The organism is Haloferax marisrubri, assembly GCF_001469875.2.
GTDB lineage: Archaea > Halobacteriota > Halobacteria > Halobacteriales > Haloferacaceae > Haloferax > Haloferax marisrubri.
In genome coordinates, this window is the sequence record NZ_LOPW02000022.1 from 91,332 (window position 1) to 107,854 (window position 16,523).

Below are 16,523 nucleotides of genomic sequence, written 5' to 3' on the forward strand. Positions count from 1 at the left end.
AGGCGGACACGCCGCTCAGCGCGTGACGACCGTCACGAGCGCGACGACGCCGACCAACAGTAAGACGACGGCCGTGATGGGCTGGCCGCCGGCGGCCGCCCGGTCCGCGCCGTAGACGACCGCTGCGCCGACCGCGAGGACGACGAGCGTCGCCGCCGCGTGGACGAGTTCGAGCCGGAGCGTGTCGGTCTCGCGACCGAGGTGCTCGCCGACAGAGCGCGCGTTCTCCGCGAGGTCCCACGCGAGTATCGACCCGAGCGTGGCGAGGAGAAGCGCCTCCGTCCCGGCCCCGCTCGCGCCCGCGAAGAGGAGCGAGAGGAAGAACAGCCCGCCCGCGGCGTCGACGATGCGCCGCGAGCCCCGGAACAGTCCGGCGGCGAGCGCGACCGTCGCGACGAGACCGCCGACCGCCGCCGTCGACGTGGTAAAACCGAGTGTGAACGTCGTGAGCCCGGCGACCGACAGCGCCATCGCGGTCCCCGTCCGGGTCGGCTTGCGGGTGATTTCGCTCACCGCGACCACCCCGCTTCGGCCCGCGCGAGCGCGACGCCGAGGGGTTCGTCACCCCAGTCGATGACGCGGACACCGCTCCGCCGGAGTTCGCGGAGTCGCAGGTCGCGCTCGATGCGCGCGAGTCGCGCGCCGACGGTCGACGTCGTCGTCGGGTCCGGAGAGACGACCGTCACGGCGTGGCCGTAGGCCTCCAGCCGACGGGCGACCGAGACGCCGTAGTCGTCCACGAGCGGCGAGCAGAAGATGACCTGCGCGTCGCTGGCGAGCCGACGCCGGAGTCGGCGGACGGCCACGGAGGGGAAGAAGGCCCCGTCCGGTGGCGTCGGCGCGAACGCCGGGTGGGTCGCGAACAGTCGCCGAGCGCGGGCGCGGTGGTCGGCGCCCGACGAGGGGGCGAGCCAGCACTCGTCGGGGCCAAAGGCTGCGACGCCGACGCTGTCACCGCTGTCGAGGAGCGCCGAGAAGGCGACGCTCGCGGCGTCGACGGAGCGCTCGACCGCGGTCTCCGCCTCGTCGTCGGGGGCGACGTGCGCCTCCGGGCGGGTGTCGACGACGAGGACGACGGACGCCGCGCGCTCTTCTCTGAACACCACCGTGGCGAGTTCGCCCGTGCGGGCGCGGCGGTTCCAGTCGATGCGCCGAATCGGGTCGCCGTGGCGGTACTCGCGGATGGAGGCGAACTCCAGTCCCGACCCCGGCACGTCGGTCTCGACGCGCCCGGCGTACTTCGAGGTGAGGCCCCGAAGCGGCAGGTCGGCGGTCGCGGCGAGTTCCGGCTCACAGCGGAGCGTCGTCTCGGTGCTGACCGTCTCGCGGGATTCGACGGCACCGCTCGGGTCGCGGACGACGACGACCGTCCCCTCCCACGCGTGCTCGCCGCGGACGGCGGTGACGGTGTAGGTCGCGGTCGCGGTCGCCCCCGGTCGGAGCGCCGTCCCCAGTCGGGCGGGGCCGTCGGCGACGCCGAGCGCCGGCGGCACGCCGTCGACGATTCGGAGGTCGAACAGCGTCCGCGACCCCTCGTTGGTGACGCGGAGCGTGACTTCGACCTCGTCGTCGGGGTCGGGCGTCGCGTCCGAGAGATCGCGCTCGATTCGCAGCGACACCTCGGGAATCGCCGCGACCCGGACGTAGCCGAGCACGACGACGCCGAGGCCGGCCGCGAGGAGGAGCGACGGCTCGCGGGTGAACACGCCGACGGCGGCCGCGACGAGGACGAGGCCGTCGAGGCCGGTCCAGCGTTCGGTGTCGAACCCGCGACTCATCGCCGCTCACCCGCGGGGCCGTCGGCGGTGCCGATGCGCTCTATCGCGGCGATGGTCCGCTCGGCGCGGTCGGTGAGCGACGACTTCCCCGACAGAAACAGGCGGACGCGCTGTCGGAGCGGAACCGAGACCGATGCGCCGAGAAAGCGCGCGGCGACCGGGTCGTCGGTCCAGCCGCCGGTGTCGAGGAGCGCGGCCGCTTCCTCGGGGGCGCGGCCGCCGCGGGCGACGAGCGCCGCACGCGCCCGCGCTTCGAGGCGGTCCACGACGCGCTCGCGGGCGGCCCAGCGAGTGCGCCGACCCGCCGCCGACACGAGGTCGTCGTCGAAGTCGGAGCCGGGTATCGGGACCGCGATTCGCGCTTCTGGGTCGCCGGTGACCGTGGTGTTCATCGAGGTGTCGCGGCGACGCTGGACGTACCGAAGCCCCTGAAGCGCCGCCAGCGCCGCCACGAGTCCGAGAAAGATGTCCGTCAGTTCGAGGCCGAGCGAGACGCCGGCGATGACCGCGAAACCCGCGGTCGTGGCGATGACGCCGACGAGCAGGAAGAGCCGACGCGCCAGCGTCATCGGTCGTCCTCCGGTGCATCGGCGTAGGTGTCTTCGATGTTCCTGAGCGCGGCGACCGCCCGGCGCTCGCGTTCCGGCGTCGCCTCGAAGCCGCCGTAGCGGACTTCCTCGAACAGCGTCGTCAGGTCGCCCACGTCGTCGCGGTCCATGCCCGCGTCGACGGCCGAGTCGGCGAACTCGGCGGGCGTCGCGGAGCGGCGGTTCGGCACGTCGAGGAGGGCGGTCATCTCACCCCACGCGCGGAACACTTCGTTTTCCACGTCGGCGTCGCCGTCTTCGATGCGCTGAGCCGCGGCCCCGGCGGCGCGACCCACGGCGGCGACGTTCGGCCCCTCGTCTTCCTCGATGGGTTCGACGTCGTCGTCGTCGGCCTCGGGCGAGTCGCCGGTCCCGGTGACGAGCATGAAGACCGCGACGACGAGCGCGGCCGCGAGCAGGAGGCCGAACACGAGCGTCGGCGGCGAGACGGCCTGTGCTGCGCCCCCGTCGCCGAGGCTACCGCCGCCGCCGGCGGGGAGAAACGACACGTTGCGCGCGGCGGCCGCGGCGCGAGACGAAAACGAGAACTCGCGGCGACACGCCGTGAGGAGGGCGAAAAGCAGGACGACCGGCGGCCCGACCGCCGCGTAGATGGCGAGGGGCGGCAGCAGGGAACCGGTCTCACGGTAGGCGTACGCACCGAGGAGGACGAAGACGAGAGCGACCCCGGCGAGGATTTCGGGCGAGAGCAACCACGGGAGACACGGCGTCGGGATGCTGAGGTCGCCGGACGAACCGCCGGTCGGTTGGATACCGGTCTCGTCTGTGTCACCAGCGACTGCGCCACCAGTCTCGCCGCCACCGAATCCGACCGGGCCGCCGTTACTGACGACGGTCGAGTCGATGGTGGCGGCGACGACCGAGAGGGCGACGACCGCGAGGAGGGCGAGTGCGAGTGCGCGGAGGGCGGAACGGTCCACGATGGTAGGTAACAGTATGCGGGGTAAAGACATTTCGAGGGACGGAGCGGTCGTCGGGCGCGTGGGCGACAGTCAACCGACCGACCCAATCAAGCGGGAGTCCTGCCGTTCGGCCCGCAGATGACGCGGGCGGACAGACCACCGCTACAAGTGAACTGCTCGTCGGTACGGCGGACGAAAGTCGAGGCTCGACACCCACACACCGCGCTTGCAAGTGAATTGGCGTCGAAACAGCGGGGTGGGGTACACCCACAGACACCACCGTTGCACGTGAAGCGCGCTGACGCCGCGGAGGGGGTGGCACCGGCGACCGTGCGGGGAGAGCACCGATACAAGTGAACCGCGAACGGGACTCGTCCCTCGTCACCCACCACCGTTGCAGGTGATTCGTGGCGTTTCAGGGCGGTTACGACTCGTTCACAGCAGACCGGTCCCACCGAGATTCGCATCGTGACCACCGAAACATGTCAACGCTTTAGTTGAACGCGTGCTCTGTTGTTCTACTAGTCACTCTCGCGTACTTACGTTCACTTGCAAAAGTGGTGTGTGTCTGTTCAAACGAGTTCACACGGACCACAATATACGGTAGCATGGAACAGTATACAATCGCAAGCGCCAGTCGAGAGCCGACGGTACCAGACGAGAACACGCGGTCCGACCCCGACGACACCGCCGCCGCAATTCACATGAATCAGATGAAATCGGGGTTTTAAATAAGGGGACGCTACAACGGACCGACGCTAATGCGCCGGTTCGAGCGAAAACAAAACGTCTTCACCAACAAGGACGCCCTCGGGGAGTCCTACAAGCCCGAGCGCATCGAGGAGCGCGACGACGAGATTTCGGAGTACATGGACGCGCTCCAACCGGTCGTCGACGGCTGGGAGCCGAACAACGTCTTCCTGTACGGAAACACCGGCGTGGGGAAGACCGCGGTCACCGAGTTCCTCCTCGAGATGCTCCTCGAAGACGTCTCGCAGTACGACGACGTGGACCTCAGCGTCATCTCCATCAACTGCAAGACGCTCAACTCCTCGTACCAGGTTGCGGTCGAACTCGTCAACGAGCTTCGGCCGCCGGGCGCGGAGATTAGCTCGACCGGCTACCCCCAACAGACCGTCTTCAAGAAACTGTTTCAGGAGTTGGACGACGTGGGTGGGACGGTGCTCATCGTCCTCGACGAGGTGGACTCCATCGGCGACCGCGACGAACTCCTCTACGAACTCCCGCGGGCGCGGTCGAACGGGAAGCTCGAAGACGCCAAGGTCGGCCTCATCGGCATCTCGAACGACTTCAAGTTCCACGACCAGCTCGACCCGCGCGTGCAGGACACCCTCTGCGAGCGCGAACTCCACTTCCCGCCGTACCAAGCGCCCGAACTGCAGAACATCCTCGAATCGCGCGCGGAGGTCGCCATCGCCGAGGACGCCTGCGAGGAGGGCGTGCTCAACCTCTGTGCGGCGCTCGCCGCCCGCGACAGCGGGAGCGCGAGACAGGCGCTCGACCTCCTCCGACTGGCGGGCGAACACGCCGAGAACAAAGACGACGAGCGAATCACGCTCGACCACGTCGATATCGCCCGGCAGAAACTCGAACAGGAGCGCGTCGTCGAGGGGATGCGCGAACTCACCGAGAACGGCCACTTCGCGCTCCTCGCGGTCGTCTCGAAGGCCGCTCACGACGAGACGCCGTGTCGGATGCGCGACCTCTATCAGGAGTACCTCCGGCTGTGCAACTCCGCCGGCATCGACCCGCTCGCCCAGCGGTCGGTCCACAACCACCTCTCTGACCTCCGGATGCTCGGCATCCTCTCGGCGGAGGAGAACCGAACCGGCTCGCGCGGGAACTACTACAGCTACGCGCTCGACGTCCCCTTCGCCAGCGCGATGGAGGCGCTGTCCGACGTGCTCTCGCTCGACTCCGTCCTCGACGAGATTCGGAAGACCGCGACGCAGGCCGAGGCGGCCTGAACCCACCCGGCAGACGCGACTCTCCCACCGGTCGACAGTTCTCCACCGAGAGTCGCGATTGTCGTCTCACAGAACGAACGCGGACACGTCGAGCAACTGCATCGGCACTCCCCCCGAGACGGCCTGAGCCGTGCTGTTCTGCGGCGTGGCACGTCGAGCCTGAGGTGGTTTCTTAGTGTGGCAGGGAGACGTGGACACCATGACGAATTTCTCCCAACGACTCTCCACGGGAATCTCCGGGCTCGACACGGTGCTAGACGGCGGGGTAATCCCGAACCGGACCTACATGGTCCGTGGGGTGTCGGGGGCGGGAAAGACCATCGTCGGCTACCACTTCCTGTCGGCGGGGATGGAACACGGCGAGGACGTGCTGTTCGTCTCGTTCGAGGAATCGGCCACCGAGCTCCGCGCGAACGCCGAGACGCTCGGGTTCGACCTCTCCGAGGTCCCGATTCTCGACTTGAGCCCGTCGCCCGATGCGTTCCTCGACGACGAAGCCTACACCATGCTGTCGCCGAGCGAGGTGGAAGGGAAGTCGACGGCGACCGAACTGCGAGACGCAATCGATGAACACGACCCCGACAGAGTCGTCATCGACCCGCTGAGTCAGCTCGGTCGGCTCTCGTCGGACAGATACCAGTTTCGACAGCTCGTCTCGTCGCTACTGAGCTACCTCAAACGGTCGGGGGCGACGACGCTGTTTACCAGCCAACCGACGAGCGACGAGACGGACGAGACGCTCGCGTACCTCTGCGACGGGTCCGTGTCGCTGTCTCGGTCCGACCAGGGGCGGTCGGCCCGCGTCGAGAAGTTCCGGGGGTCGGACTCCCAGACGGGGCCGCACGCCATGCGAATCGACGGCGGCCAAGGGATACGCATCTTCCCGCGGCTCGTCCCCGAGTCGCACCACCGCGAGTTCACCATCGAACCGCTGTCGTCCGGTATCGACGACCTCGACGCCCTGCTCGGCGGCGGCGGCATCGAACGCGGGAGCATCACGCTCATCAGCGGGCCCAGCGGCGTCGGGAAGTCGACGACCGGAGCCGCGTTCGCGCGAGCGACCGCCGACCGAGGCGAACGCGCCGCCGTCTACCTGTTCGAGGAAAGCAAGCGGAGCTTCCGCCACCGCTCCGAGTCCGTCGGCATCCCGATAGACGACCTCGTCGAGTCGGGGAACCTCCGAATCGACGCCGTCGAACCGCTCTCGCTTTCGACCGACGAGTTCGCCCAGCGCGTCCGCGCTGAAGTCGAGGCCAACGACACCAAATTCGTGCTGATAGACGGCACGGCGGGCTACCAACTCAGCCTCACCGACGAGCGAAGCGACATCCGCCGCGAACTCCACGCGCTGGCGCGGTACCTCAAGAACATGGGCGTCACCGTCGTGCTGACCGAGGAGGTCCAGCAGGTCACCGGCGCGTTCCACGCCTCCGACAACCACGTGAGCTACCTCGCGGACAACATCCTGTTCATCCGCTACATCGAGGTGCGCGGCGAGATTCGCAAAGCCGTCGGCGTCCTGAAAAAGCGGTTCGGTTCCTTCGAGCCGACGCTCCGGGCGTTCGAAATCGGGGCCGACGGCATCACGGTCGGCGAACCGCTGGACGAACTCCGAGGCATCCTGACGGGGACGCCGACGTGGAACGAGGCTGAGTGACAGTGAGCGAAGACGCGTCCCGGAACACACGTTCCGCGCGCGACGCGTCCGGCGAGGAGCGGATACTCCTCGCGATTCATGGCGCTCGCGACCGCGAGCTACTGGCGGACCTCCTCGACGCGTTCGACGTCGTCATCTGGGAACCCGACCGTGCGGACGACGCCGGCCTCCCGGAGTTCGACCTCTGTATCGTCGATATGGCGACGTACTCGGCGGTCGCCGACGCGCTCGCGGAGCGAAAAGTTGACGCCGGCGACCGCTTCGTCCCGGTGTTGTTGACGGTCACGCAAGACGAACAGCGCGTCGCCGCACAACGCCTCAACGACGTTCCGGACGACGTGCTCTCGGTGCCCGCGCCGAGTGCGGTCATCCGGTCGCGGGTCGAATCGCTCCTCCAGACTCGACGGCAGTCGCTCCAACTCGCGCTGTACCGTCGCGCGATGGACAGCGCGACCGTCGGCATCACCATCACCGAGGCCGACGGCGACCAACCGCTCACCTACGTCAACGACGCCTTCGAGGAGATGACCGGCTACGACCGCTCGGAGGCACTCGGTCAGAACTGCAGGTTCCTGCAGGGGGCCGAAACCGACTCCGAGCCGGTCGAGACGCTTCGCGAGGCGATCAAAAACGGTGAGAGCGCCGCGGTCAGCCTCACCAACTACCGGAAGGACGGGACGCCGTTCTGGAACGAACTGGAGATATCGCCGGTGTACGACGACGGCGAACTCACCCACTTCGTCGGGTTCCAGACCGACGCGACCGTCCGCCACGCGCTCAAGAACCAACTCGTCCACGAGACGCAGACGCTCAAACAGCTCTTCGAGACGAGCCCGGTCGGCATCGTGGTCCTCAACGAAGACGAAACCATCATGCGCGCCAACGAGGCGGCCCAAGAGATTCTCGGTCTGGGGCGGTCGGTCGTGCTCGGGCAGCCGTACGACGCGCCCGAGTGGGACCTCGTCGACGAGCACGGAGAGCCGCTCGGCCGCGACGACCTCCCCTTCGACCGAGTGAGAGAGACCGGCGAGATAGTCAGCGGCTACCTGCACGGCATCGGATTCGGCGACGACCGCCGGTGGCTCGTCGCCAACGCCGCGCCCCTGACTGGAAGCGACGGGGAGCACGTCGGCGTGATTGCCGCCATCGAGGACGTGACAGCACAGAAGCGACAGCAGCGCGAACGCGAGCGATTGCTCGACCTGTTCGACCAGAGTCAGAAAATCGCCTCGGTCGGCGCGTGGGAGGTCGACACCCAGACCGATTCGGTGCTGTTCACGAGCGGGCTCGCGGAGCTTCTCGGCGTCGACTCGGAGGCGACGTTCGAACTCGCGGAGGCGTTTTCGTTCTACCACCCGGACGACGAGCCCATGGTCCGCGCGGCGTTCGAGCGCCTCGTCGCGACCGGCGAAGAACAGTCCGTCGAGTGCCGCCTGGAGACGATGGACGGCGAGACGCGTTGGGTGAACGTCCGCGGCGTCGCGACGCAGGAAGGCGACCCCGTCTACCGAGGGACCGTCCAAGACATCACCGAGCGGAAGGCCCGCTCCCGGGAGTTAGAGCGCTACGAGCGCATCGTCGAGACGACCGCCGACCCGATTTACACGCTGGACGACAACCTCCGGTTCGTCCTCGCGAACAGCGCGACCGCCCACCTCGTGGGCCGTGCACCAGACGAACTCGTCGGAGAACACGTCTCGACGGTGTTCGGAGAGCGACACTCGCAAGCGCTCTTGGAGGCCATCGCGTCGCTTCTCGCGGGCGATAGCGTCGAGGAGACCACCGAGACGGTCGTCACCGACCAAACCGGTGCCGAGCGGCAGTTTCAGACGACCATCGCGGCGAAGTCTTCCGAAGACGAGTTCGACGGTATCGTCTGTGTCGGCCGCGACGTGACCGACCTCCACGAACACGAGCGTCGCCTGTCCGTCCTCGACCGCGTCATCAGACACAACCTCCGGAACAAGATGAACATCGCGCAGGCGCACGCGGAAATGGTTCTTGAGGGGACCGACGACGGCGACATGCGCGAGTCGGCGGCGGCCATCGAACGGGCGACGACCGAACTCCTCTCGCTCGCCGAGACGGCCCGGAAGTTCAGTTCCGCGCTCGACCCCGACGTGACGAAGCGGGTGCAACCCCAGAACGTCGCCGACTGCGTCCGCAACGTGGTCGAGGGGGCACAGCTCAGCTACCCCACAGCGACGATTTCCGTCGACACGCCGGAGACCGCGACCGCGTGGGCGCACTCGACGTTCGAACTCGCGGTGAACGAACTCATCGACAACGCCGTCGTCTACGGCGGCGACGAGGTCGAAATCGATCTCACGGTCACCGACGACGACGGGCCGGAGCAGGTGGTTATCCGTGTCGCCGACAACGGGCCGGGAATCCCACCGCTCGACCGCGAAGCGCTCAACTCCGGGCGGGAGTCACCGCTCCAGCACACGAACGGGCTCGGACTCTGGTTCGTCCGCTGGACGGTGACGAACAGCAACGGCTCGATGGATATCGTGGACAACGAACCCAACGGAACCGTCATCGAGATTCGACTGCCGAAAGCGTGAGTCCGGGGCTTCGCGCGGCCGACTCAGGCGATGGTGGCGACGACCGAACCGACCACGGTCGCCCCGAGCATCACGCCGAGGCCGAACCCGAGAATCCGGGCCATCGCCCGCCGAGCGTCTCGTTCTGTCCACCCCGTATCGGTGTCGAGGTGCGTCTGCATCGACTCGATACCGCGGCCGAGCGCGACCGCCCCGGACCAGCCGAGGAGGCCGAACCCGAACGCGAGCGACCCGAGCGCGAACGTCGTCTCGACGCTCCCGGCGAAGTCACCGACGACCAGCATGGCGGCCAGCCAGACGGCGGCGATGAGCGCGCCCGCGAGCGCCGCGGTGCCGACGAGGCGGAGGCGAATCGCCGCCCGCTCGCGTGCGGGGGGCGCATCCACGTCCGCGTCCGCGTCCGCGGCCGGCGGCTCCGGTGGCGCTGACACGGTCGATCAGTCGACCGCTTCGCGCATCCGCGGGTCGAGCGCGTCGCGCATGCCGTCGCCGAGGAGGTTGAACCCCAGCACGGTGAGCGCGAGGAAGAACCCGGGGAAGAACGACCACCACCAGACGCCCGTGAGCAGGCCCTGGCTCACGCCGTTCGAGAGCATGAGGCCCCACGAGGGCGTGCCGGCCTCGGCACCGAAGCCGAGGAACGACAGCGCCGCGAGGTCGATGATGGCAAGCCCGAAGTTGAGCGTGCTCTGGACCGTGATGGGCGCGAGGCAGTTCGGCAGGACGTGCCGAACCAACACGCGCGGGTCGGCCGCGCCGAGTGCGACCGTCGCGTCGATGTACTCGTTTTCGAGCACGGTCAGCGCGGCCCCGCGGACGACGCGGGCGAACCGCGGCGTGTAGACGAGCGTCAGCGCGGCGACCGCCCGCCACAGCCCGAGGTCGTCGGGGAAGATGGCGACGAGCGCCAGCGCCAACAGCAGCGACGGGAACGCGAGCAGCACGTCCATCGTCCGCATGATGACGTTGTCGGTCACGTCGCTGTAGTAGGCGGCGACGATGCCGAGGCCGACGCCGAGGACGGTCGAGGCGGCGACCGTCACGGTGCCGAACAGCATCGCGTACCACGCGCCGTAGGCAACCCGCGGCAGGAGACTCCGGGCCTGCCCGTCGGTGCCGAAGGGGAAGTCGAGGCTCGGCGCGGCGCGGTTCGGGTTCGTCCCGAGTTGCGACTGCGTGATGACCTCGAGGTCCAAGAACAGCCGCGCGTACAGCGCGATGACCACCATCGCGACGATGATGGCGATACCGGCGAGCGCGAGGCGGTTCGACAGCAGTCGGGAGACGAACGGCGACGCGGTCAGGCGGTCGATGAGCCCGCGCTGGTCGACGTCGGTCGCCGTCTCGTTCGTGGTCGTGGTTTCCGTGCTCATTGTTCGATCCGCGGGTCAAGGATGGAGTAGGTGATGTCGACGCCGAGGTTGACCAGCGTGAACAGGAACGCGAAGGTCAGGACCGTCCCCTGGACGATGGGGTAGTCGCCGACCTTGATGGCCTCGACCAAGAGCGTCCCGATGCCGCCGATAGCGAACACCGTCTCCGTGAGTACTGCGCCGCCGAGCAGGCCACCGAACTGGATGCCGATGACCGTGATGACGGGAATCATCGCGTTGCGGAAGCCGTGTTTCAGGACCGTAATCTTCGAGCCTTGGCCCTTCGCGCGGGCGGTTCGCATGTAGTCCTGCCGGATGACCTCCAGCATCGACGAGCGCATCATCCGAGAGATGAGCGCCATCGAGTAGACGCCGATGACCGACGCCGGGAGAATCATGTGGCGAACCGCGGAGACGAACATCTCCCAGTTGCCCGCGATGAGGGTGTCGACCGTGACGAGCCCCGTCACCCGGATGGCCTCGACGTTGTAGAGGACCGAGATGCGGCCGCTCGTCGGGAGCCACCCGAGCACCTGCGCGAACAGCAGGATGAGAAGCGGGCCGCTCCAGAAGATGGGCACGCTGATGCCGGCGAGCGCGCCGATGCGGGTCAGGTGGTCCGTGATGCTGTCCTGCTTGACGGCGCTCAGGATGCCGAGCGGGATGCCCAGCGAGATGCCGATGAGCTGGCCGTAGATGGCGAGTTCGAGCGTGACCGGCAGCTTGTTGGCGAGCACCTCGCGGACCGCGGTGTTCCGCTGGATGATGAAGGACTCGCCGAACTGGAACTGCGCGGCGTCGAGGAGGAACCGCCCGTACTGCACCCAGATGGGGTCGTTCAGGCCGAGGCTCTCTTCGACCTGCCGGACGAACTCCTCGCTGGCGCGCTCGCCCGCGATGGTGAGCGCCGGGTCGCCCGGCGAGAGGTGCAGGATGGAGAAGACGAGCGACGCCACTCCCACCAGCACGGGGACGAGCAACAGCAGCCGCTTGAGTACGAATCGTGTGGAAATCATGAAAGTCGAAAACGCGGTCAGTCCCTCAGTTCAGGCTGACCAGGTTGAGGTACGGACCGCTGATGGCGGCGATCTGGAACCCGCTGACGCGGTTGGAGACGCCGCGAAGCTCGTCCGCGTAGTCGAGGTAGACCCACGGGGCCTCGTCGTGTGCAATCTGGTTCGCCTCGTTGTACAGCGACTCGCGCTCGGCCTCGTCGTAGGTGCTCTGGCCCTGCTCGACGAGGTCCATGTACTCGCGGTTCGCCCACGCCGAGCGGTTACTGGTGTTGTAGCCTTCGGCGTCGAAGCTAACCCAGTCCTGTCCCTCCGTGAGTTCGCTCTCTTCTACCTGCGGGTGCAGGAGGACGTACATGAAGTTGTCCGGGTCGGCGTTGTCGGTGTACCAGCCGAGGAAACACGCGTCGTGGCGGCCCTGGGCGGTGTACTCGAGGAACGGTCCGAACGACTGCTGGTTGATGTCGACTTCGATGCCGACGTCGCCGAGGTTGGACGCGACGGTCTCGGCGGTCTGAATCGGCGACGGGTTGTAGCCGCGGGGGTTCTGGAACGTCGCCAGTTCGAACGAGAAGCCGTCACCGTAGCCGGCCTCTTCGAGGAGGCGCTGGGCCTCCTCGGGGTCGTACGGGTACGGGTCGATGTCGTCGTTGTGACCGAGGACGTTCGGCGGGAGCGGCTGGCTCGCCTGCGTCGCGAAGCCCGAGTAAATCTCGTTGACGATGGCTTCGGTGTTGATGGCGTGGCTGACGGCCTGCCGGACGCGGCGGTCGCGGAACTCCTCGCGGCTCGCCATGTTGAACGCCATGTAGCCGATGTTGATACCCTCGGTGCGGACGAGGTTCGCGTTGCTGGCGTTTTCGACCTGGACGGACGACTGCGCGCCGAGCCCGTCGATGATGTCGAGTTCGCCCGATGCGAGCGACTGGGCGCGCGTCGAGTTCTGCCCGATAGTGACGAAGACGACCTCGTCCACGTTCGGCCCGTCGCCCCAGTACTCGGAGTTGGCTTCGAGGCGGATGAGCTCGTTTGCGTCGTCGAGGTTGCTCAACTGGAACGGACCCGTGCCGACGGGGTTCGAACTGAGTTCCGTGCCGTACTCCTCGATTGCGGCGAGGGAGTGCACCGACGCCGCGAACATCGCCAGGTTACGCAGGAACGGCGCGTACGACTGGGTCAGCTGAATCGTCATCGAGTAGTCGCCGTCGACCTGAATCTCGTCGATCCACGAGCCGAGGGTGAACGGCCCGTACGCCGAGACGTAGTCGTCGCCGGCGTAGTACTCGTAGTCGCTGTCGACGAAGCGGCGATAGGTCGCCACGAAGTCCTCCGCCGTGAACTCCTCGCCGTTGTGGAACATCACGCCCTCGCGGAGCGTGATGGAGGCCGACTGGCCCTCGAGGGAGTACTCGGTGGCGAGTCCCTGCGTCAGCGTGGACTGGCCCGGCTCGAAGTTGATGAGCGTGTCGTAGATCTGTTCGGTCACCTTCGCGACCTCGCCGCTCGTGCTGTTCTGGAAGTCGAGCGTCGGCGAGTGACTGCCGCGACCGTAGCGGAGGACCGACGTGGACCCGTCGTCCTCGGTCTCCGTCTGGGTCTGGTCCGTCTCGCCCTCGCCGGTCGTCTCGCCGGAGTCGGTCGTGGTGTCCTCACCGCCGCCGCCGGAACAACCCGCGAGTCCGGCCGTCGCCGCAGCGGTCCCTGCAGCCGTCAGGAACCGACGACGCGAAAGTTCATTGCCATCTTGTGACATACGTGTACCTATCAATGGCACCCTATAAAAATAACGAAGCGATGAGAGCAGGAACGAGAGACACCGGCGACCTGTTCCGGTAAAAATACGGGACAATCAAAAAACGTCGGATAGGTGACGAGAGGCCGTATAGCCCCCGACGCGCCGTCTATTCGTCGATGAGGTGACACGCCGCGGGGTGTGTCTGCTCGCCCAGTTTGGGGGCGTCGCGCTCGCAGACGCTCTCGAATCGCTCGCGGAGAATCTCGCTCGCATCGTCCCAGTCGTCGTCGACGACGCGTTCGAGCGCGCGGTCGACGACGCCCCGGAGTTCGGGCGACAGCGTGTGCGACAGGTGGGATTCGCGGAGTTCGTCCACGACGGCGTTCGCGTCGGCGGTGCCGCCGTCGGCGCTCACCGTCGCTTCGGCGCTCGGGTCGCTCGAATCGAGCGCCGCGTCGCGGGCGGTCTCCACGTCCAGCGACTCGCGTTCGACGCGCTGGCGGAGGTCCATCACCTCGCGGTAGGCCGCCTGCTCGATGTCGAGGTCCGCCGGCGGGATGACCTGCGGGCACCGCGTCCGGAAGTGACAGCCAGACGGCGGGTTGATGGGGCTCGGCACGTCGCCTTCGAGGATGATGCGGTCGTCGGTCTCGGCGGCCGGGTCAGGCTCCGGAATCGCCGACAGCAACGCCTGCGTGTAGGGGTGTCGCGGGTCGTCGAACAGCTCGTCCGTCTCCGCGACCTCGACGATTTCGCCGAGATACATCACGGCCACGCGGTCGGAGATGTGGCGAACCACCGAAAGGTCGTGGGCGATAAACAGGTACGTCAGCCCGAAGCGCTCCTGGAGGTCTTCGAGCAGGTTGAGAATCTGCGCCTGCACGGACACGTCGAGCGCCGAGACGGGTTCGTCGGCGACGATGAAGTCCGGGTCGACCGCGAGCGCCCGGGCGATGCCGACGCGCTGGCGCTGCCCGCCCGAGAGTTCGTGCGGGTAGCGGTCGTACTGGCCGACTTCGAGGCCGACCGCGTCGAGCAGTTGGTGGACCCGGCGACGCCGGCGCTCGCTGGTGGAGTCGCCCGGCGTGACGCGGACGGTGACGCCCGAGACGACGTCACCCTCGCGCTCGACTTCGACCTCGGCGCGGAGCCGCTCTTCGACGGCCACGTCGACCTCGCCGTCGGCGACCGTCACGGTCACGGTGGCGGTGGCGACGCCGTTCGAGGAGCCGACGATGGCGTCGATTTCGTCGCTCGCGGTGACCGAGACGCGCTCGGCGTCGATGCCGGTCACGGTGACGTCGGCCTTGCCGCGCACGTCAGGGTCGGACTCGGGGAGGTCGTGGACGTCGAGCGGCTCGCGGATGGTCTGGCCGACGGTCATCCGCGGGTCGAGCGACGACAGCGGGTCCTGGAAAATCATCTGCATGTCGCGGCGCATCGCGCGGAGTTCGTCGCTGTCGAGCCCCGAGAGGTCCGTCCCCGAGAAGACGACGCGCCCGCCGGTCGGCGGCGTCAGATGCAGGAGGCTTCGCCCGGCCGTGGACTTGCCACAGCCCGACTCGCCGACCAAGCCGAGCGTCTCGCCCTCGTAGACCGTGAAGTCGATGCCGTCGACCGCCTTCACGCTCCGGTCGTCCGCCCCGAGGAAGCGGTCGAGGATGCCGTCGGCCTGTTCGTAGTATTTCTGCATGCCGTCGACTTCGAGCAGCGGCGTGTCGGAGGGCTCGGTGCCCGTCGAGGACTCGATGGCGTCCCCGCCGTACTCGTCGGTGTCGAAGTCGTCGAGGACGCACTTCGAGCGGTGGTCCACGGCGTCGTCGCCGTGTTGCTTGTACGGTATCTCGCCCGAGGTACACTCCGGCTGGGCCCACGGACACCGGGGCGCGAAGTGGCACCCCGCGGGCATGTCGATGAGGTCCGGCACGTTGCCCTCGATGGGCGTCAGCCGCTCTTTTTCCTCGCTCGGGAGCGATTCGAGGAGCGTGTACGTGTAGGGGTGCGAGGGGTTGTGGAAGATTTCCTCGACCGGCCCCTCCTCGACGATTTCGCCGGCGTACATGACCGCGACCCGGTCGCACGTCTCGGCAACGACGCCGAGGTCGTGGGTGATCATGAGCACCGACATGCCGAGGTCCTCCTGCAGGTCGTCGATGAGGTCGAGAATCTGCGCCTGAATGGTCACGTCGAGCGCGGTCGTCGGCTCGTCGGCGACGAGCACGCGCGGCTGGCAGGCGAGCGCGATGGCGATGAGAACGCGCTGGCGCATCCCGCCGGAGAACTCGTGGGGGTACTCGTCGACCCGCGCGCCGGGTTCGGGGATGCCGACCGATTCGAGCACCTCGATGGTCCGCTCGACGATTTCGTCGTCGATGTCGCGGCTGATGCGGGGGAGCAGTTCGCGGACCGCGTTGAACCACGAGTCCTTGCGGCGGCCGCCGTACTGGTGGAGTCGTAGGCTCTCTGCGACCTGCTCGCCGACCGTCAGCGAGGGGTTCAGCGAGGTCATCGGGTCCTGGAAAATCATCCCGAGTTCGCGCCCGCGGACGGCCCGCAGCGCCTCCTCGGGGGCGTCGACGAGGTTGACCACGTCACCGTCGACGAAGGCGGGGTTGTTGTACTCCTCGCGGAACTCGTCTGCGAGCCGGGCGCTTTCGAGCTCGACCGACCCGGAGACGATTTCGCCGGGGTCGTCGACGAGCCCCATCGCCGACAGCGCCGTCACACTCTTTCCGGACCCGGACTCACCGACCAGTCCGACCGTCTCGCCCTCGCCGACCGTGAGGTCGAGACCGTCGACGGCCTTGACTTGACCCCGGCCGGTCGAGAATTGGGTTCGGAGGTCCGAAAGAGAGAGTAGATTCCTCATTGAATGGGAATGACCTGCATGGAGTGAAATACC

Annotated in this window: 12 protein-coding genes; 3 read left to right on the top strand and 9 right to left on the bottom strand. The window is 67.6% G+C overall.

From position 1 onward, the window contains the following. Positions 1–15: 15 nt before the first annotated feature. From AUR65_RS18030 to AUR65_RS18045, 4 genes are read right to left on the bottom strand one after another with little or no spacing between them, the layout of a single operon-like run. Positions 16–522 (bottom strand): DUF7519 family protein, encoded by a 507-nt coding sequence (locus AUR65_RS18030; RefSeq protein ID WP_058568494.1) that lies wholly within the window; start codon positions 520–522, stop codon positions 16–18. Next, entirely contained in the window at positions 510–1,778 is a 1,269-nt protein-coding gene (locus tag AUR65_RS18035) for a DUF58 domain-containing protein (protein WP_058568495.1), read from the bottom strand. Before AUR65_RS18035 ends, AUR65_RS18030 begins: the two co-directional genes overlap by 13 nt. After that, positions 1,775–2,347 (bottom strand): DUF7269 family protein, encoded by a 573-nt coding sequence (locus AUR65_RS18040; RefSeq protein ID WP_058568496.1) that lies wholly within the window; start codon positions 2,345–2,347, stop codon positions 1,775–1,777. Before AUR65_RS18040 ends, AUR65_RS18035 begins: the two co-directional genes overlap by 4 nt. Continuing rightward, on the bottom strand, positions 2,344–3,306 hold the full coding sequence (locus AUR65_RS18045; RefSeq protein ID WP_058568497.1) for a DUF4129 domain-containing protein: 963 nt from the start codon (positions 3,304–3,306) through the stop codon (positions 2,344–2,346). Before AUR65_RS18045 ends, AUR65_RS18040 begins: the two co-directional genes overlap by 4 nt. Before the next feature lie 743 nt (positions 3,307–4,049). Here AUR65_RS18045 and AUR65_RS18050 point away from each other — a divergent pair. The 3 genes from AUR65_RS18050 (at position 4,050) to AUR65_RS18060 (ending at position 9,500) form a co-directional block, all read left to right on the top strand. Further along, positions 4,050–5,276, top strand: a complete 1,227-nt coding sequence (locus AUR65_RS18050; protein WP_058568498.1) for an orc1/cdc6 family replication initiation protein — start codon at positions 4,050–4,052, stop codon at positions 5,274–5,276. A 199-nt stretch (positions 5,277–5,475) separates the two neighbouring features. After that, entirely contained in the window at positions 5,476–6,933 is a 1,458-nt protein-coding gene (locus AUR65_RS18055; RefSeq protein ID WP_058568499.1) for an ATPase domain-containing protein, read from the top strand. Next, a complete protein-coding gene (locus AUR65_RS18060) occupies positions 6,930–9,500 on the top strand; it encodes a sensor histidine kinase (protein WP_058568500.1) in 2,571 nt (856 codons plus the stop codon). The genes AUR65_RS18055 and AUR65_RS18060 overlap by 4 nt, the downstream gene beginning before the upstream one ends. Before the next feature lie 23 nt (positions 9,501–9,523). Here AUR65_RS18060 and AUR65_RS18065 read toward each other — a convergent pair whose 3' ends face one another. The 5 genes from AUR65_RS18065 to AUR65_RS18085 form a co-directional block, all read right to left on the bottom strand. Next, positions 9,524–9,931 (bottom strand): DUF7268 family protein, encoded by a 408-nt coding sequence (locus tag AUR65_RS18065; protein WP_058568501.1) that lies wholly within the window; start codon positions 9,929–9,931, stop codon positions 9,524–9,526. Between the two features lie 6 nt (positions 9,932–9,937). After that, on the bottom strand, positions 9,938–10,873 hold the full coding sequence (locus tag AUR65_RS18070; protein WP_058568502.1) for an ABC transporter permease: 936 nt from the start codon (positions 10,871–10,873) through the stop codon (positions 9,938–9,940). Further along, positions 10,870–11,889 (bottom strand): ABC transporter permease, encoded by a 1,020-nt coding sequence (locus tag AUR65_RS18075; protein ID WP_058568503.1) that lies wholly within the window; start codon positions 11,887–11,889, stop codon positions 10,870–10,872. The genes AUR65_RS18070 and AUR65_RS18075 overlap by 4 nt, the downstream gene beginning before the upstream one ends. Before the next feature lie 25 nt (positions 11,890–11,914). After that, the gene (locus AUR65_RS18080; RefSeq protein WP_058568504.1) at positions 11,915–13,639 is read right to left on the bottom strand and encodes an ABC transporter substrate-binding protein; all 1,725 of its coding nucleotides are present in this window, start codon (positions 13,637–13,639) and stop codon (positions 11,915–11,917) included. Positions 13,640–13,787: 148 nt separating this feature from the next. Beyond that, on the bottom strand, positions 13,788–16,490 hold the full coding sequence (locus tag AUR65_RS18085) for an ABC transporter ATP-binding protein (RefSeq protein ID WP_058568505.1): 2,703 nt from the start codon (positions 16,488–16,490) through the stop codon (positions 13,788–13,790). Positions 16,491–16,523: the final 33 nt, after the last annotated feature.